Raw genomic sequence first — 16243 nt, 5'->3', positions numbered from 1 at the left:
ACTTGGGCCTGCTTTAGTCAGTAAATAATAAGGACTATCTATACTTAGAATGCAAACAAGCACAACCTTCAGGGAAGATTGTGCTTGCGAATATCAGGGGCTAGACGATTTAAATTACAGCACCTTTTTTATCGCATGTTCTGCACAAGCAGCATCAAAATGGCCACCAGGTGCTCCGCCAACGCCGATGGCACCGACGACCTTGCCGTTAATTTCAATCGGTAGTGCACCTTCCAAAAACAGAAGGTTTTCATTCATATTTTGCAACGGTTGCATAATTGGCTTCTCAGCAATAAGCTTCATCAGGTTACCCGTCGGCTGCCTCATACTTGCTGAGGTAAATGCTTTTCGACGTGAGCTGTCAAGAGTATGAACACCGGCGCCATCTGAGCGTAGCTGGGCAATCACGTTGCCTGACGGATCCACTACGGTCGCAGACACTTTATAGCCCTTCGCTTCACATTGGTTTACAGTTTCTTGAGCTAGGATGAAAGCTGACTTGGATGAAATTTGCTCCATGCTTACTGTGGCAGCTTTATCTTCAGCTAGAGCATTTGCGGATAAAAATCCAAGCGCTGCGATTAATGCGGTTTGTTTTAAGTTGTTCATGTTTACTCCATTTAAACTATCGTTGCAATCAACACCGTCACTATAGCTGAGGCTCTATTGCTGTCGGCTTACGCAAGCATTACAAAATTGCAACATATAGTCATAAAAGGAAATATTATTGCTAGAGTGTCTCACAAGCACTCCCCGCTATTGAATGGAAAGAAAAACCAATGAAAATACTGCTAATTGAAGATGATATTTATATTGCGAAATTTTTGTTGAATGGCTTTCAGCAAGAAGGTGATACCGTACAACATCTCTCGAATGGCGTCGATGGACTACACGAAGCGTTAACCGGAGATTATGACGTCATTATTTTAGATCTAATGTTACCGCAAAAAAGTGGGCTTGAAGTACTCGCGCAACTTAGAGGAGAAGGCCATACAACACCGATTATCATCCTGAGTGCGAAACACTCCGTTGAAGAACGCGTTCAAGGACTAACATCAGGCGCAGATGATTATTTAGTCAAGCCATTTGCTTTTCCAGAACTGTTGGCAAGATGTCAGTCACTTGCTCGTCGGGGGAAACAAAACTTCTCTCAACCGCTAGAGTTGACCTACAACGAGTTAAAACTGGATCTGCTAAAGCATAACTTAAAACGAGGCGATACAGATATTCATCTCAATCAGCGTGAGTTCACCTTAATGAAGTTACTGTTAGAGCGACCAGAAGTCGTGATCTCAAAAACAGCGATATTGGAGCAAGTATGGGGGCATCAGTTTGATCCTCAAACCAATGTTGTGGACGTATTAGTATGCCGCTTACGAAGTAAGGTCGATAAAGACTTTGATTCTCAACTTATACATACTCTGCGAGGAGTTGGTTATGTCCTCAAGTCACAGCATTGAGCAAGCGCTGAGTAAAGCTCAAAAAAAGCTATTATTACACTTTATAGCGCTGCTTTTATGTTGCTTACTGCTAGTGGAATTAGCTGTCGGTGCACTATTTTTTTATGACCTTTACCAAACCGAAAAAAAAATCCTATCCTCGATGGCATCTGAGTATCAGCGAATTTTAACCTATGATTCTGAAGAACGCCTGATTCACGTATTGGAAGCCAATCCCCATCGCTTAATTGACAATGATATCACTGCTTTACTGATTGAGAATGATGACTTTAAAACACGTAAATTTATCGCTGGCGATGAAAAACTATCATTAGATATCAAGCTTGACACATTGACAGGGAAAGACAAGAGTTGGGTGCAATCCTTTATTTTTAGCCCCTACACTACGTTGAAGTTGGCAAGTGAAGCACGTGAATTTTGGCTCGTCCTTGATAACCGACAGCGCGATTACATTGCCTTCGAAAAGTGGCGGATGACGTTTTATACCATGTTGGTCATGGTGGTAATTACCGCTTTATTTACACATAGAATTCTTCGTAATGCGATGACGCCTCTGATGACTTTAGGAAGTTTTTTAGAAAGGCTGCGCCAGGGAAAGAACGATGAGATCGAAGTATTCACGGAGCAACCTGAAGGGCTGAATGTCATAAACGCCAGCGTGCATCAAGCGATAGCTCGATTGCAGCATACGACCACAACCCTGAATACCACCGTAGACGCGATAGCGCACGACATTCGAACCCCTTTATCAAGGATCATGTTGTCCTCACAATCGGCGCTGATCGGTGGCGATAATTTCCACGCTATGCGAGATGCATTATCCGACTGCTCTGAGCATGCGATGCAAGCCAACAACATGTTAACCGCACTCATGAAGCTAAACGATGAATTAATGGGTAAACGCTTACAACAAAAAGTATTAACGGACGTAAATGACGTGGTAAAAACCGTCAGTTCTTGGTACGAAGACGTGGCAGAGGAAAAACAGATTTCGTTGATAGTCAATACATCTGACAAGGAGGCTACGATTCAATCTGACCCAGATAAACTCACTCAGATACTGGTTAATTTAGTAGACAACGCAATCAAATACACTCCAGAGAAAGGCAAGGTAATGCTTGATGTGCAGCCCCAAGGAAGTAACTCAGTTGCCATTTCGGTCACTGATACTGGTATTGGTGTTGATCCCAATGAGCATACACTTATTTTTGAGCGCTTATATCGTGTAGACAGCAGCCGTAGCAATACAGAGGGATATGGTTTAGGACTATCACTCGCCGCCGCGATGGTGAACAACCTAGGTGGGAGAATAGAATTGTCTTCACATTTGGGCCAAGGCAGCACTTTCACGATCGTCTTGTAATAAGTCTTTTGGGGTTGTGCATTTCAGATAGTGGATAAAAAATAAAAAAGTGCTAGTGGTAACGTTAACCCTAGCACTAAATTAAGAACACTTAGTGATGGATTAAGCTTCCACTTCTTCGTTCAAGCGGCGGAACTCAGCCCAAATTTCAGCACAATCTTCACGACCTTCCTCAAGGTGGATCATATCCAACGTTGAAGTGTCTGTTCCGTCTAAGTAGCTTCTCAGATGTTGGTCTGAGAAGCCATGCTCCGCAGCATCTACGTGAGTAGAAGCGTAATAACAAGTTTTGATACCTGCCCACATCATCACTGCTACACACATTGGACATGGTTCACACGTTGCGTACATCACACAGTCTGATAGGTCTAGAGTGTCCAGTTTCTTACACGCTTCACGTACAGCAACCATTTCAGCGTGGCCAGAAATATCAGTATCTTTAAGTACTGTGTTGCCCACCGCACAAACAACCTCACCATTCCGTGTCAAAGTCGCACCAAATGGACCACCTGTACCTTGATTCATTTCTTTAAGAGTAGCATCACAAGCTAGGTGAAAGTAATCGTTCATGCCTTTATTGCCTTTTGTGTTACACATGCTGTTTCTCCGTTTATTAAACTGTATTAATCAACTTAGTTACGCGTTTTTACGCGCACCTACTAGTAGATAACCAATAAATCCAATAGTTAGACCACTGAAGAATGCCCAACTGTTGATCGTGGCAAGGACAGGAATCGTTGGGAACACCTTACCTGCCATAGTAATGATGAAGCTGACAATCAATACGCCTACCGCACGTCGGTTCACACCACCTACGTGACCACCATCGGTGTCTAGTTCTGGGTAAATAGCGTCAAGGTCTAGTTTTTGACGGCGTTCAAAGAAGTAGCTTGCCAACATAATCCCAGCGATTGGGCCAAACATTGAACCGATAAAGCTGTAGAAAAGGAATAACATGGTGGTATTTTCAACAAATTTCCAAGGTAGGATTAATGTACCCACTACGGCAGCAACGAGACCACCTGTTTTCACGTTAAATAGTTTAGGGAACTGTGCGGTAAGCTGCAGACCTGAAGGCATCATGTTACCGAAAACAACGAAAGCAGTTGCCCCCACATTCATCGCCAAAATAAGTAGCATAACGATATATGGGTTGCCAATTGAGTTAATTGCATCAACGAAGATGGTTGGTTTGTTCACATCAACTGCACCGCCAGTAAGTGCAGAGAGAGAAGCCATAAAGCTTACTGTAACCACAGCGAATAGAGTGTAAGAGACTAGCATACCGATTGGGAAACCTTTCATAGGCGCAGACATAGAGGTTGCGTTACGAGTGAAATCCCCTGTGTTGACGATAGGACCGGCCCAGTTAGACACAAGCATAGAAACGCAAGTAATAAAACCTACGACCGTCACTTCAGTCCCTGCAGCCGGATGGTAACTGAATACCTCACCCAGCCCACCAGCATTCCCAATAGCGAGGAACACACCAATCACCATCAAAACCCAAACAACAGGAGAAGCAAATTCAGAGAATTTATTAATAAGCGCTTGGCCAGAAAGGTAAAGAACAACAGTGATGGCGGTCATGATGGCATATGAAATCGCAGTCGGGATAGCAAGGCCGGCTATAGTGGCGCCTCCCCCGATGACTAAGAACCCAGGGAACAATCGAGCTAAAACAATATCAAGTGCTTGCGCAGAAGCGATGGTGGTGAGACCAAAAAACACAAAACCCGCAACCAAACCACGGATCATTGCTGGGAAAGCGGCTCCTTTGATACCAAAGGTATCACGGATTTGCATCGCAAACGGAATGCCATATTTTACCGCAGCTCGACCGTTGAAAACATACCCTGCAGATACAATACATGCTGCAATGAGTATTGCCGCAACCACCTGCATTGCGTTGAGTCCGAAGGCAAAAAAACTGACGACTGTGAAATAGCTAAGAATGTTATGAATCGGTCCCATCCACACGGTAATAAAGTTCTTGGTTTCCCATGTACGTTGTTTTTTTCCAAGTGGTAATACTTCTTCCGCATAGCCTCGCGCAGAAAGCCTTTCACGATCCTGATCTGTAAAGTCAGCAATATTCGCCGAGTGCGCGCCAAGCGCCATATTTTTTCCTATTTCCATCGCCTTGTCCGTTGTCATTAGAATACAGTTTCAACCTTTGATTTATACTTAATCAACTTAGCAAGCAGAAAGGAGACAATGAAATTATTAAATTAAATCTTAGTTATTATAAACAGCAATAATGGCAACAATCCCAAGAATATGAGTAACAAAGCCAATAAAAAAACAACATGCGCGTTTATTTAAGTTATATAACCTTGACACCAATCAATAACCCCTACTCCTTGATTAAAAAACAATCAACTCAAAACTATGATAATCATCACAAGACTTTGTTTCGTACTTCGGGTAGTAAACCAACCGATCTTTAATCGAGCAGTTCTCAGCCATTACAATGAGTAACAGACATAACAAGCCCTGTTCGTTCCGTACATGAGCGTGGGGAGAATTTAGCCAACTAGTGCGTTATAAAATTGACCCGAAAGGTATTCTTACAGCCTCTTTTGTCACAGCATAAGCGGAACAGATATTTACTTGCACCACTCACGTTTTAATGGATACGCCTTAGTTAGAAGCGGTTACCGCAGGTCCTATCATGATCCAAAAATGTCTTAGAAATTATTCAATTCCACGACTCAGCATCGGCCCATTGCCCCCTATCTAATATCTTCTTTGCTAACAGAGATATGGGATAATGAAGTTGGCCTTGGTTCTTCTGTAGCCGCCTCTCCGAAGCCATGCAGATATCTCTATGACAATGCGATACGCACACTTCGCACCCGATCCTTCATCTGAAGCGATTACCCGTAACCCTCTTAGCAATTTATAGCCTGTCGCCAAAAAATTCTTTATAGTTCTGTCGCCGATATCGACTGAGATAACGCTCAACGGCTCTCCGGGATTTGCTCAGCAAGGTAGCCGCGCTATTGATACTGATCCTGCCATCGATGACTTTGCTAATGATATCGACAGTGAATAGAGATTTTGAATCCATGTAGAACATCCTTAGCACCCTATAAAGCTGATTTAATTACGTTAAAAGGTACGCTAATGAGTTCCGTCAATTTCCCTCGGTAGTTATTGCAATGACAAAGTCGCTTAGTGATCACACATCAAAATACATGACTATAACGTGTTTCGGTGCAAAATCATTTAGAGCAATCTGTCGGGTATGATTAACCCTGAATTAAAATGCGACAGATTGCGTTCTACATAACCCAAATAAAAATTAGGCAATCAATCAGCTTTTGATGTCATTGCTCCTCGTTATCTGAATCTGAGTACCTGGATAATAGCTTTTTTCCTGGATCTTGTTATGCATTGATTCAACCAAACTATTCAAAAGAAAATTAAATTTTTTTGGGCTCATCTCAATAACTTCATCCTCGGTATAGATACGGTGAAACAGCTGCGTACCAGACATTTCTGCCATATGTGCTTCTAAAGCAATTATTAGGTCTTCATCATTCTTGTCATAAAGATCTACATGAAAAATCTCGTATAAAACTTCTTTTACTTTATTTTGAAGTTGCTCTCCCAAAAATTTCCACATGACACTGACTGGTGGCGATGCCTCTTCAATCTTGCCAGCAAGCAACTGAGCAAGGTATGACTCAACAGTACTGCGCGCTTGCTCTACCAACAACGCTGTAAAAATAATCTTGTCACTTTGATTCATATTAGTCTCCTTTTGGTGAATCAGTCAGGAACTCCTATGATCACGAAAATTTATCGAGTAAAGAGTCACGATCTATTTTTGTCTTTTCATGGATGTATACAGAGGACAATGTTAATCAAAGTATCAATGAAACAGTTCAAGTCCGAGTTAGTGCCTTAACCCTTTTTCAATTGTCGTAAATCCCTAACTCTTTCCTCATATCCCTAGTTAATCTCTCGATTGGAATTGATCAATTTTTTGCAGCCTGATAAGGTGACAATATAGTGAGTCAATCCAACGGCCTACCTGGGCTCAAACAGAATTCACCCTCTTAAAATCAGTGCTTTATGGTGCGTAAACAGAGTCACCTAGGGTTCAAATCCCTATCTCTCCGCCACATTTAAGCCGCTGATTTATCAGCGGCTTTTTTCGTTTCAAGGCACCTAGGTTGGCTACTGTGAGTCAATGTATCTATCCAAAACCGCTACTCTGTTTACTTTGTCAGACTTTGTACCCCAAAAACCTTAGTCAAACGCGGCTATCCATTCGATTTTAAGTTCAGCCCGTTGCAGCTCAGATCGTGGAGCAAGAAATTAGTTCTAAAAATGCCCCTCACCTCATATGTGAGATTTGTATAATAAAAGACAGGCCAAAACGCTGGCTTTCTTTCTCTCAGATAAATCTTAAGCATTGGTACAAATGGTTTTCAGCAGAAAAAGGCCTACACTTGTTCAGAGGAAATTTGAGTTATAAATTTCCCACGAAATTATGACTAATCCGTCAGACTGAAACAACAGCCTATGGAGAACAAGTTACTACCTTTTAAAGAATCTGTGCATGTGAATAAGCCAGACGCCACAAACGCATTCGACCTGCCCTAATGCCTTGTCCTGTGTTGTTTATGGACCTGATTCCAACAACAAGATGCTCTGGCGTCGAGGAGAGTTATCATGTCAGGTGACAAAAGATCCAAGTCAAAATTGTTGATTAGTTTATCCAGCATAGCAGCTTCCATGCTTCTTGCCGGGTGCACGACTCATATGGAAGAGACGAACTCAGGCACGTATGAAGGGCCACGACCCCCCATCGGCCAGGGAGAAGCCTATTCGTTTGTAACGATCGGAAAAAATGGCACACCGATAAAGATTGGTATCAGACTGTCCGAATCAGCATTGTCCGGGCTGCCAATGCCGACAACAGAGCATGAATACGAATACGTTCTTCCGCTACCTCCTGAATTTACCTCTACTGGGTACCGTGAAATTGTAATGGGCTGGAACCCACATGGGCATATTCCGGTTGGTGTCTATAACACACCACACTTCGATTTCCATTTCTACATGATAGATCCCAATGACCGCCAAAAGATAACCGCTGTTGGCGACGATCTTGTCCGCGCCCATAAAGCACCGCCTGAACAGTACATGCCAGCAGGTTACATTCTCCCACCGGGTACCGAGGTTCCCAAAATGGGAGCCCATGCTGTTGACCCTCAGGGAGACGAATTCACGAATCGTTCCTTTACCAAAACCTTCATTTACGGCTTTTATGATGGCCAAATGATTTTTGTTGAGCCAATGATCACCAAAGCCTATCTAGAAACAAAACCGGACGTATATACAACGATCGCCGTTCCTCAAAAATATAATTTGCCAGCATATTACCCGACAAGTTATGGAGTCGTGTATAACGAGGACAATCGTGAATATGAGATCAGCCTGGAGAATTTGGTATTGTCTAAGTGACCAAACGTCTGAATGAATAGATTGCAACTCTTAACAGTTGTATATCGCCAACCCAACGCCCGTCTCTTGAACACAAGTCTTATTCAAGAGACGGGGAAACTATATTGCTCTTAATTTTGCTATTCTACCGTGATAGTGAGAAAACTAGTGCTCACTTTTGCTATGGTCAGAACTGAGACCGGAATAAATACAGCGCTATGTACTCATACCGGCACCTCAGTATTTCGTAAGTTAGCCACTTCGAGTTTCACATTAAGCCAGGTTTGGTAACCATAAGGCGACTTCTGGCACTACACAGATAATCAAAGCGGCCATGCACATTAACAAAAAGAACGGAAAAGAAGCTTTCGCAACTTGACCAATTTTTTCACCAGTGAGTCCCTGTAAAACAAATAAATTAAATCCAACTGGCGGAGTAATTTGCCCGAGTTCCACCATAATCACTAAAAAGACACCAAACCACAAAGGATCAAAACCAGCCTGAATGATGATTGGAAGCGTAATAGGTAAGCTCATAACCGTAATAGATATACCATCCAAAAATAGCCCCAACACGATATAAAACAGAGCCAATGCGACTAATAACATCGCCGGAGTAAACTGCTTTTCTGCAATCCATTCCGCGAGTTCAGACGGTAAATGTAGATATCCCATCGCTGTTGACAGCATTGCGGCACTTACCATGATGCTGCAAACCATAGTGGAACTCTGAATCGTCGCTATCAGTGATGAGATAATGACAGTTTTATCTAATTGCTTTTCTATTAATAAGAGTAACAACGTTGCAAACACGCCCACAGCTGCCGCTTCAGAAGGTGTAGCAATGCCTGAATAAATGGCGCCAAGTACGATAACAATCAATAGGAGTATAGGAAATAAGTAACCAATACTTTGATAAATGGTAATATCGCAATTTGTTTCTTTGGGTGCCAGATGAGGTCGAATGGAAGAACATATCATCAGGTATCCGGAATAAAGCACAGCAATCAAAATTCCCGGTAATATCCCAGCCATAAACAACTTATTAATAGAGACTTCAGCCTGAATACCATAAACAATCATGACGATTGACGGTGGTATCAATAGCCCCAAACTACCAGCCCCAGCTAAAGAACCAATAGACAGTTGGCGATCATAACCACGTTGTTTCAGCTCTGAAGTTGTGATTTTTCCAATCGTCGCTGTTGTTGCCGAACTTGAACCACTGACAGCCGCGAACAATGCGCAACCCACAACATTGGTGTGTAATATCCCTCCAGGAACAATACGGGTCCACGGTTCCAGTCCTTTAAACAATCGATTCGAAATATCTGAGCGAAAAATCAGTTCTCCCATGAATATAAATAACGGGATTGCAGCTAATTCCCAGGAATTGCCAGCCCGAAATAAAATACGGCTCAGAATTAACCCTACACGCTCTATTGGCATACCAGCAAAAACGACCAATGACGAAAATGCCACAATGGCTAATCCAGCAAAAACCCAAAGACCTGAGCCCAGCACAACAAATAGAATGGCTATCACACCCAAAGAGGTAAACAGTATGTCCATACTAACGATCTCCATATTGAGTGGGTTGATGGTAAATGGCCAGAGAAAGTGATCGTACTAATAAAGTGAGGCAAAGAACGAAGATACCAGTTAACACAAGCCCTTGTGGAATCCAAAGAGGGGTGGCCGCGAGTGATTGGCTCGTGGTTCCTCTAATAAAGTTTCGTGATACAGTTGTCCACCAAATGAGACCTAACCAGCTAAAAAAAGCCGCTGCGATAGTTGATGTAACAAAATCTAATAGCCAGCGCCTATACTCAGGAATACGATCAATTATCGCGTTCACACGAATTAGAGAGCCTTGCTCTAGGCTGTAACCCAGAGCAAGAAACGTCATCGTGGCAACCGCATAACCAACAAATTCATCCAATACATACGTAGACATGCCAAACATACGTAAAGAAATTTCCAGAAGGATATGACATAAAATATAAATAAGCAGAAATGCAGCCATGCTAAAAGAAATTTTATTTAACCAATGAGATGTACGAAACAATAAATTCATTACATTCTCCTATTTTTTACGTTGATTAAATTCCTCGATAATGGACTGTCCCCGCTCGCCAGTCTCATCAAGCCATGAACTTAAAGTTGGTTTGGCTGCTTCTTGTAAATACGATAAAAAACTTTCAGGCAATTTTTTCAGTATGGTGACTTTATTAGTATCAAGCTGGGCATAATTATCCTGAACTCGGCTACGTACTGTTTTCCAGTTATGTTCGTCGGTAATTTTAGCGGCAGATAACAATGCATCTTGATCGGCTTGACTAAGGGCATCAAATTCATCTTTATTCATATGCACCATATTCAAAGGTATGGCATATTGAATAGCACTGTATGAGTTGAGGTGTACCCAAAAGCGGGCACTGGCTCCTGCGTCAGCTGAAGTTAGCACGGCATTAATACCACCTGTGGAAAGCTGCGGTACAACATCCGCCCAAGACAAGTTAACGGGTGCAGCTTTAGCGTTTTTAAATGTCAATGTCCCATTTTTGTCATAGGTTCGGATTTTTAAGCCATTCAGCGTTTCGAAACTATCGACAGGTGTTGTCGACCAAATACCACTTGCTGGCCAAGGAGAAGCGTACAACAATATTTCATTATTCTTCTCGAATACCTCTTGATAATAAGGTTTCGCAATGTGATAAAGCAGCTCAGCCTGGTCTTCATTGGCGACCAGAAAAGGTAAAGAAGAGAGTAAAAATAAAGAGTCTATACCGGCCATACTCCCAGCTAAAGTATCAGCTAGCGGTACAGCACCGTCTGACACTGCATAAAAATGGTCCACGGATTTAAAACCCAATGAACCACCAGTATGTAATGTAATATTTATATCACCATCGGTTAGTTTTTTAACTTGATCTATAAAAAACATATCCCCCTGAGCGTGAATAGATTGAGGATTATATTCATTGGAAAAATCAAGATTAACTTTTGCCTGAGCTGGCGATGTAAAAGCATATGACAGTAATAATACTGAAGTAAGGGTTTTAAATGTCATCCGTGTCTTCCTTCCATAATGTGATCTTCATCAACCAGTATAAAAAGAGATTTAGACTTTGATAGTCTGATAACGACCTCGAATCAATGTAAAACGACGGTAATCAATAAAATCAAAACTAAACGGATTCGTTAAAACTCGACATGTAAGATCAGCCTAATTGATACAAAATACATTAAATGAATTGAGTCAAACAATAATCTGTAGATATTTTTCAGATGTACGCTCTGGCTCATAACGGGGCACAAACGAGTCAACTCAGATCTCGCTGACTCGAATTGGACTAGAAAATTTTATTACCTTAAAACTTCGGATTAATAACCTGCCACCAGAAGGATACTAAATCGCACATTATTCAGAGCCTTTATTTTTGGATTCCGTTTTTTCCATGGTTTCTAAAACTTGCGTGTTTTCATCCTCTACCCATTGCATAAATACTTGATATCCTGCTGCTAAAAATGCCGCACCAACGAACATACCCAGTATTCCGCCAGACATAACCCCGCCAACAGCACCGATGAGTATTATTGGCATTGGTACATCTAACCCTCTTCCAAGAATGATCGGTTTTAAGAAATTATCTATCAGGCTCGAAGCAATCAGTAATATCGTGAAAATAACATTGTGTGCCGTTCCACTATCCCCTGACCACAATACCGCAACAGCGACCAGAGCTATAACGGTCACAGGAAGCTGAACGATAGCAAGAATTAAAGCTATTAAGGTAAACAGAGCAGCCGCTGGAACACCTGCTAACGCAACAACAGCGCCAAATACCATCGCTGTTAAAAATGCAATGCCTATAATACCAATAGCGACCTGCCTGAGCGTTGCGGTTGTTAACTTATGAAGCTTGGGGCCTTTGACTGGATCAGTAAAACTAATGAAAATCTTACTTATTGATGCCGATGCGGGTTCAGCCCAAGCTAACATTATCCCAGCAATGATCACCGCACCTATCAATACAAATACGTTCTTAGCTGCCCCTGCAGCACTATCAAAGACCCAACCAAAGATGCTTTTTACTTGAGGCTGATGTTTCTCTACAAAGTCTGGGAGGTTGACTGCGGCTTCATCCCAGGCTTCATATACTTTTTCCCCGACCAAAGGCCATTCTTTCACGCTGTCAGTTGGCGTCGGCACGACTAGTGTGCCATTTCGATAAGAATCGACTGTCTCCAACGTTTTAGACGCAAATGAGTTACCAACCATAGCGGTCGGAGTTCCAAGGACTAGCACTCCAATTACAGCGACTAAAGTCGCCGCTCGACTGGACCTTAAGCCCAACTTATGCTCAATACCCAACTTAATCGGGTAAAGTGCAATCGCCAATACCAGAGCCCAAAGCAAAATAGGTAAAAATGGTAAAAACGCCCACCAGCAAACTATGACAATAAGCGTAATAGCTGAGAATCGTATCAATGAAGTACTGAATGCCTTCACTAGTACCTTTTCTAGGTTCTCATTTGAATTGTTCACATTGTAGCCCCTTATATTTAAAACTTTTATTCCAACCACTAATTAAACGGTTTGCGTTCTTACTGCCCCCGATAGCTCAGAAGAAGTCAGATAACCCAGAGCTGAGCGGGAGTGATTTTCTACGGCTCCGTTTTATAACCATTAAGCCCAATTCACAGTACAAGCGACAAACTCGCTTATGGTTAACATCAACCCGTTCTCGCCTCAGAAGGCGGTGGATATGACGAGAACCGACGTCGCTCCAATGCTGGCTCTTAATACGAGTCTGGAGCGTAATATCCTAGTGGTTAGCCTGACGTTGATATCTCATTGACGCGCGTTGCATCCGATATCCCGTATTTGCCGCCTAGCTCTCGGGAGGGAATCCCCGCTTGCGCTTCCTTTAAAATGGTAATGATTTTTTGTTCATTGAATTGCTTTTTCATGTTCATCATCTCCTTGGTTGGATGAACATTACTAAGTGTAGACTGGACTAGATTAAGGGGAGAAGGTGGGTTAACTTTTAGTTGTAGTAATTTATTTGAGTACAGACTTATTTTTATAGTAAATAAGTCTGTATCAAAACCTAGTTAGATATTAATGAATTTGTTTATCAAGCTCGTACGAATTTCCGTCTTCGTCTAGTGTAATCTTTCCATTTTTATCAACCAGTGAAAGTTTATTCTCCGTAACGAGGAATAGATACTCACCTATTTGAATAATATTACCTTGTTTATTCCAGTGAATTTCACCCTCTTCCATCGCTGTAGCGCTCATTTTATCAATGTAACTGCGAGACAGTAAGTATTGGCCATCTTGCTTTATTTCCAGAAATAAATTAGTAACAGCACAGTCACCACACGGAACGCTACCTTTATAGATGCCATTCCATTCTAGAGAGTGACGAGCATTATGCTTTTCATTGGCGAAAACCGTTTGCTGTTGATGATCAAGAGCTTGTTCTGACTGCAAATTTGAGACACTTTTGCCCACACATCCAGTGCCGACAGCTAAGGATAAAACAGCTATTGAAATATATTTTAACATTATTATTTCCTACAAATTAAAAGCAATATTTATATAAACGAGATGGTAATGATCACCGGCATTCATTAAATATATAAAAAGACAGACGTAGATATATACACAAAGATAGACAAATATTTTACTATCAAAGCAATCATTTTATCACCCTAAAAATATACAATGAAACAATTTACGTGACTGACTTAAACGTACCAATTATATATTTACAAAACAGACAAGTACAAAAATAGCAGTTAGAAGAATATATATTCTCTCCTACTCACTAAACTCGCTAATAATTGTATGACTCAACATGTTCATGTATCGCGTTCATTATTGACGCTTTAATTTCTTTTAGATATTTAGCGTGCGGGCACCACATTGACAGAGGCAGTTTCATGCCTTCCAGCATCAAGTCGAGAGTGACAGGTTCAATACCTTCAACTTTGAACTGCGGCTTTGTTAGAGCTTTAGGTAACCATGCCCATCCTAGCCCTTCCTTGACCATCTGTGTCACAACCGAGAGTTGATCAACTTGCTCATTATTAGCTGAAAATACGAATTTCTCTTTCAATCCCTCATCGACGAGAGACTTTAATATGAATTGACGCTCCGTAACCAACGCATCCACGACAGATGTTTTATTCATCTTTGCCAGTCTGCCACCCGTTTGTACATAAGGAACAAATTCAACATGACCTAAAAAGACCGCGTCCATACTGTGGATCGCACTGCTTTCGTGTACGTTGACCAGCCCAAAATGAATCGAGCCCTCTACAATGCCCTGCTTAATTTCCGAACGATCTCGCACCAGTAATTCCACGCTCATTGTCGGAAAATCTTGAGCCAGTTGTTTTCGGATCATGTATAAAGCTTCAGGAGGCATAAAACTAGAATAGGCGATAACAACACGCTCCAAACCACCGTATGACAAGCTCAACGCTATATTTTCAAATACTCGTGCCTGTTCAACCGTCTTCTTAGCATAATGATAAAGCAAATGACCATCTTCAGTAGGTTCAACCGAACGTCCGAGACGTTCAAACAGCGTTATGGCTAATTGATCTTCAAGGTTAGCGATAACTTGGCTCATTGTAGTGCGGTGTTTACCTAGTTTGACAGCTGCTTTGCTAAATGACAGCTCTTCGTACACAGTGACAAAGGCCAACAGTTGCTCATGGTTAAAAGTCATATCATTTCCCAGTCAGTGTCATACATACTAAAAGATAACACTAATTGACGTTACTTTTGCATTAATTTCAGGAGGATGCATTATTCCTTCTAAGGCACCGACTCCCTCTTCTCATTATTCGCTATAACACCGCGAGCTTTGTAATTTCTAAGTCGTAGGTTGGCTCAATAAACTCCCACTGTCCCGCTATGGTTTCCATCTCCAAGCTGCCAATTTCACCAGTTAACTCAAGAACACCATAGATGGCATTGTTGGTGTGACGAAATGCGGCGACTGGAGACATACGTTTGACAAGACAAGCAGCAAACACAGCCGTGATTAGCTCACCGATGCCCTTCATGTCACCTTCAAAGTCCATCATCGGTCTTTTGCACAGATAAATGGCTTTTGGCGTCGCCAGCATCATGTTGACAACAGGATTACTCGAAAGCTGTAGATTTCTTACAAGGATGATCTTAGGGCCAATGGAGAGCGCCTTTTTACAAGCCTCAACAGCATCCTCGACACTGTGGATCGATACTTCAGTAAATTTCTCCAATGCAAATTGGTCCGGAACAAGTACATCTGCCATTGGCATCAGTTCACCCATCAATTTATCTTGAACAGACTTGTCGACTGCACCACTCATTGCAGGATCGTTTAGGCCAGGATCGCAAACATAAAGTGCCTGTCGATTCTTATTCTTCACTCGAATAACCGCTTCAGAAATTGAATCGCAATCCATTGAGCGAGCTTGATGCCCCGATATCACTGCACTACATTCTGATAATTGCCCGATACTGTCCAACCCATCAATCAATGCTTGAATATTACCGGTGGGTGAAGTACTACCCAAGTTCACTTGTCCACTGCGTGTATTGTCAGAATACTGAACAGTATGGATTGGCCACATATCTATACCCATTCGCTGAACAGGAAATACCGCAGAACTGTTGCCTGAATGCCCATACACAACATGAGCTTGAATGGAGATAATACCTTTCATAAATAAACCTGAATTATTAATTAATAGCCGCTACCAGATTAATTCTTACAATTTCACATGCACTAAAACTGATTAATTAGCTTCATATACTTGAACTTGCGAAGCGTTAATAACGTAACCCGCCTCAACCGGCTGATTGCCATCAATCAACTCAACTCAACTCAACTCAACTCAACTCAGTATTATAGAAAAGAGCTCCCTCGACCAATCGCTTATGAAGGACTCC

At 41.9% G+C, this 16243-nt stretch carries 16 protein-coding genes and 1 pseudogene; 4 read left to right on the top strand and 13 right to left on the bottom strand.

The window, feature by feature from the left end; translation table 11 throughout:
• Nucleotides 1-114: 114 nt before the first annotated feature.
• Nucleotides 115-609 (bottom strand): GlcG/HbpS family heme-binding protein, encoded by a 495-nt coding sequence (locus tag VER99_RS21385; RefSeq protein WP_020336092.1) that lies wholly within the window; start codon nt 607-609, stop codon nt 115-117.
• 170 nt (nt 610-779) lie between these two features.
• Between VER99_RS21385 and VER99_RS21380 the strand changes: the two genes are divergently transcribed.
• Both VER99_RS21380 and VER99_RS21375 read left to right on the top strand, forming a co-directional pair.
• Nucleotides 780-1460 carry a response regulator gene (locus VER99_RS21380; RefSeq protein ID WP_020336093.1) on the top strand — a complete coding sequence of 227 codons (681 nt, stop codon included), beginning with the start codon at nt 780-782 and terminating at the stop codon, nt 1458-1460.
• On the top strand, nt 1438-2823 hold the full coding sequence (locus tag VER99_RS21375) for a sensor histidine kinase (RefSeq protein WP_020336094.1): 1386 nt from the start codon (nt 1438-1440) through the stop codon (nt 2821-2823). Before VER99_RS21380 ends, VER99_RS21375 begins: the two co-directional genes overlap by 23 nt.
• A gap of 102 nt (nt 2824-2925) precedes the next feature.
• Here the strand turns inward: VER99_RS21375 and VER99_RS21370 are convergent, their stop codons facing one another.
• Together VER99_RS21370 and VER99_RS21365 are read right to left on the bottom strand one after the other, a co-directional pair.
• Nucleotides 2926-3420, bottom strand: a complete 495-nt coding sequence (locus VER99_RS21370) for a nucleoside deaminase (protein WP_020336095.1) — start codon at nt 3418-3420, stop codon at nt 2926-2928.
• Nucleotides 3421-3459: 39 nt separating this feature from the next.
• Nucleotides 3460-4962: a cytosine permease gene (locus VER99_RS21365; protein ID WP_201765968.1), complete on the bottom strand. Its 1503-nt coding sequence runs from the start codon at nt 4960-4962 to the stop codon at nt 3460-3462.
• 676 nt (nt 4963-5638) lie between these two features.
• On the opposite strand from VER99_RS21365, the pseudogene VER99_RS21360 reads away from it, so the two are divergent.
• Nucleotides 5639-5731: pseudogene (locus tag VER99_RS21360) on the top strand (integrase); the annotation flags it as partial.
• A 411-nt stretch (nt 5732-6142) separates the two neighbouring features.
• Here VER99_RS21360 and VER99_RS21355 read toward each other — a convergent pair.
• Nucleotides 6143-6580 carry a hypothetical protein gene (locus VER99_RS21355; RefSeq protein ID WP_020336099.1) on the bottom strand — a complete coding sequence of 146 codons (438 nt, stop codon included), beginning with the start codon at nt 6578-6580 and terminating at the stop codon, nt 6143-6145.
• Nucleotides 6581-7509: 929 nt separating this feature from the next.
• On the opposite strand from VER99_RS21355, the gene VER99_RS21350 reads away from it, so the two are divergent.
• Nucleotides 7510-8304: a DUF5602 domain-containing protein gene (locus VER99_RS21350; protein WP_020336101.1), complete on the top strand. Its 795-nt coding sequence runs from the start codon at nt 7510-7512 to the stop codon at nt 8302-8304.
• A gap of 252 nt (nt 8305-8556) precedes the next feature.
• Here VER99_RS21350 and VER99_RS21345 read toward each other — a convergent pair whose 3' ends face one another.
• The 9 genes from VER99_RS21345 to pdxY all read right to left on the bottom strand — a co-directional run bounded on the left by VER99_RS21345 (nt 8557) and on the right by pdxY (nt 16017).
• Nucleotides 8557-9855, bottom strand: coding sequence for a TRAP transporter large permease (locus tag VER99_RS21345; protein WP_020336103.1), 1299 nt, complete (start codon nt 9853-9855; stop codon nt 8557-8559).
• A 1-nt stretch (nt 9856) separates the two neighbouring features.
• Nucleotides 9857-10360 (bottom strand): TRAP transporter small permease, encoded by a 504-nt coding sequence (locus VER99_RS21340; protein WP_020336104.1) that lies wholly within the window; start codon nt 10358-10360, stop codon nt 9857-9859.
• A gap of 9 nt (nt 10361-10369) precedes the next feature.
• On the bottom strand, nt 10370-11356 hold the full coding sequence (locus tag VER99_RS21335) for a TRAP transporter substrate-binding protein (protein ID WP_024372892.1): 987 nt from the start codon (nt 11354-11356) through the stop codon (nt 10370-10372).
• 351 nt (nt 11357-11707) lie between these two features.
• A complete protein-coding gene (locus VER99_RS21330) occupies nt 11708-12835 on the bottom strand; it encodes an AI-2E family transporter (protein WP_020335171.1) in 1128 nt (375 codons plus the stop codon).
• A gap of 76 nt (nt 12836-12911) precedes the next feature.
• Nucleotides 12912-13043 (bottom strand): hypothetical protein, encoded by a 132-nt coding sequence (locus tag VER99_RS23030; RefSeq protein ID WP_369436751.1) that lies wholly within the window; start codon nt 13041-13043, stop codon nt 12912-12914.
• Nucleotides 13044-13122: 79 nt separating this feature from the next.
• Nucleotides 13123-13260, bottom strand: coding sequence for a hypothetical protein (locus VER99_RS21325; protein ID WP_020335172.1), 138 nt, complete (start codon nt 13258-13260; stop codon nt 13123-13125).
• 151 nt (nt 13261-13411) lie between these two features.
• Entirely contained in the window at nt 13412-13861 is a 450-nt protein-coding gene (locus VER99_RS21320; RefSeq protein ID WP_020335173.1) for a copper resistance protein NlpE N-terminal domain-containing protein, read from the bottom strand.
• 271 nt (nt 13862-14132) lie between these two features.
• Nucleotides 14133-15032 carry a LysR family transcriptional regulator gene (locus VER99_RS21315; RefSeq protein ID WP_014234505.1) on the bottom strand — a complete coding sequence of 300 codons (900 nt, stop codon included), beginning with the start codon at nt 15030-15032 and terminating at the stop codon, nt 14133-14135.
• Between the two features lie 121 nt (nt 15033-15153).
• Nucleotides 15154-16017 carry a pyridoxal kinase gene (pdxY, locus tag VER99_RS21310; RefSeq protein ID WP_020335174.1) on the bottom strand — a complete coding sequence of 288 codons (864 nt, stop codon included), beginning with the start codon at nt 16015-16017 and terminating at the stop codon, nt 15154-15156.
• Nucleotides 16018-16243: the final 226 nt, after the last annotated feature.

It is taken from the genome of Vibrio natriegens NBRC 15636 = ATCC 14048 = DSM 759, assembly GCF_035621455.1.
GTDB classification, from domain to species: Bacteria; Pseudomonadota; Gammaproteobacteria; order Enterobacterales; family Vibrionaceae; genus Vibrio; species Vibrio natriegens.
The sequence above is the reverse complement of the archived record's forward strand: the minus strand, read 5'-3'. Positions and strand labels throughout refer to the sequence as shown.

Excerpts from the sequence above, each read along its gene's own strand:
- VER99_RS21365 (WP_201765968.1), bottom strand. The coding sequence starts at position 4,962 with ATGGAAATAGGAAAAAATATGGCGCTTGGCGCGCACTCGGCGAATATT.
- VER99_RS21380 (WP_020336093.1), top strand. The coding sequence starts at position 780 with ATGAAAATACTGCTAATTGAAGATGATATTTATATTGCGAAATTTTTG.
- VER99_RS21335 (WP_024372892.1), bottom strand. The coding sequence starts at position 11,356 with ATGACATTTAAAACCCTTACTTCAGTATTATTACTGTCATATGCTTTT.
- VER99_RS21340 (WP_020336104.1), bottom strand. The coding sequence starts at position 10,360 with ATGAATTTATTGTTTCGTACATCTCATTGGTTAAATAAAATTTCTTTT.
- VER99_RS21370 (WP_020336095.1), bottom strand. The coding sequence starts at position 3,420 with ATGTGTAACACAAAAGGCAATAAAGGCATGAACGATTACTTTCACCTA.
- VER99_RS21385 (WP_020336092.1), bottom strand. The coding sequence starts at position 609 with ATGAACAACTTAAAACAAACCGCATTAATCGCAGCGCTTGGATTTTTA.
- VER99_RS21350 (WP_020336101.1), top strand. The coding sequence starts at position 7,510 with ATGTCAGGTGACAAAAGATCCAAGTCAAAATTGTTGATTAGTTTATCC.
- VER99_RS21315 (WP_014234505.1), bottom strand. The coding sequence starts at position 15,032 with ATGACTTTTAACCATGAGCAACTGTTGGCCTTTGTCACTGTGTACGAA.
- VER99_RS21375 (WP_020336094.1), top strand. The coding sequence starts at position 1,438 with ATGTCCTCAAGTCACAGCATTGAGCAAGCGCTGAGTAAAGCTCAAAAA.
- VER99_RS21320 (WP_020335173.1), bottom strand. The coding sequence starts at position 13,861 with ATGTTAAAATATATTTCAATAGCTGTTTTATCCTTAGCTGTCGGCACT.
- VER99_RS21355 (WP_020336099.1), bottom strand. The coding sequence starts at position 6,580 with ATGAATCAAAGTGACAAGATTATTTTTACAGCGTTGTTGGTAGAGCAA.
- VER99_RS21345 (WP_020336103.1), bottom strand. The coding sequence starts at position 9,855 with ATGGACATACTGTTTACCTCTTTGGGTGTGATAGCCATTCTATTTGTT.
- pdxY (WP_020335174.1), bottom strand. The coding sequence starts at position 16,017 with ATGAAAGGTATTATCTCCATTCAAGCTCATGTTGTGTATGGGCATTCA.
- VER99_RS21325 (WP_020335172.1), bottom strand. The coding sequence starts at position 13,260 with ATGAAAAAGCAATTCAATGAACAAAAAATCATTACCATTTTAAAGGAA.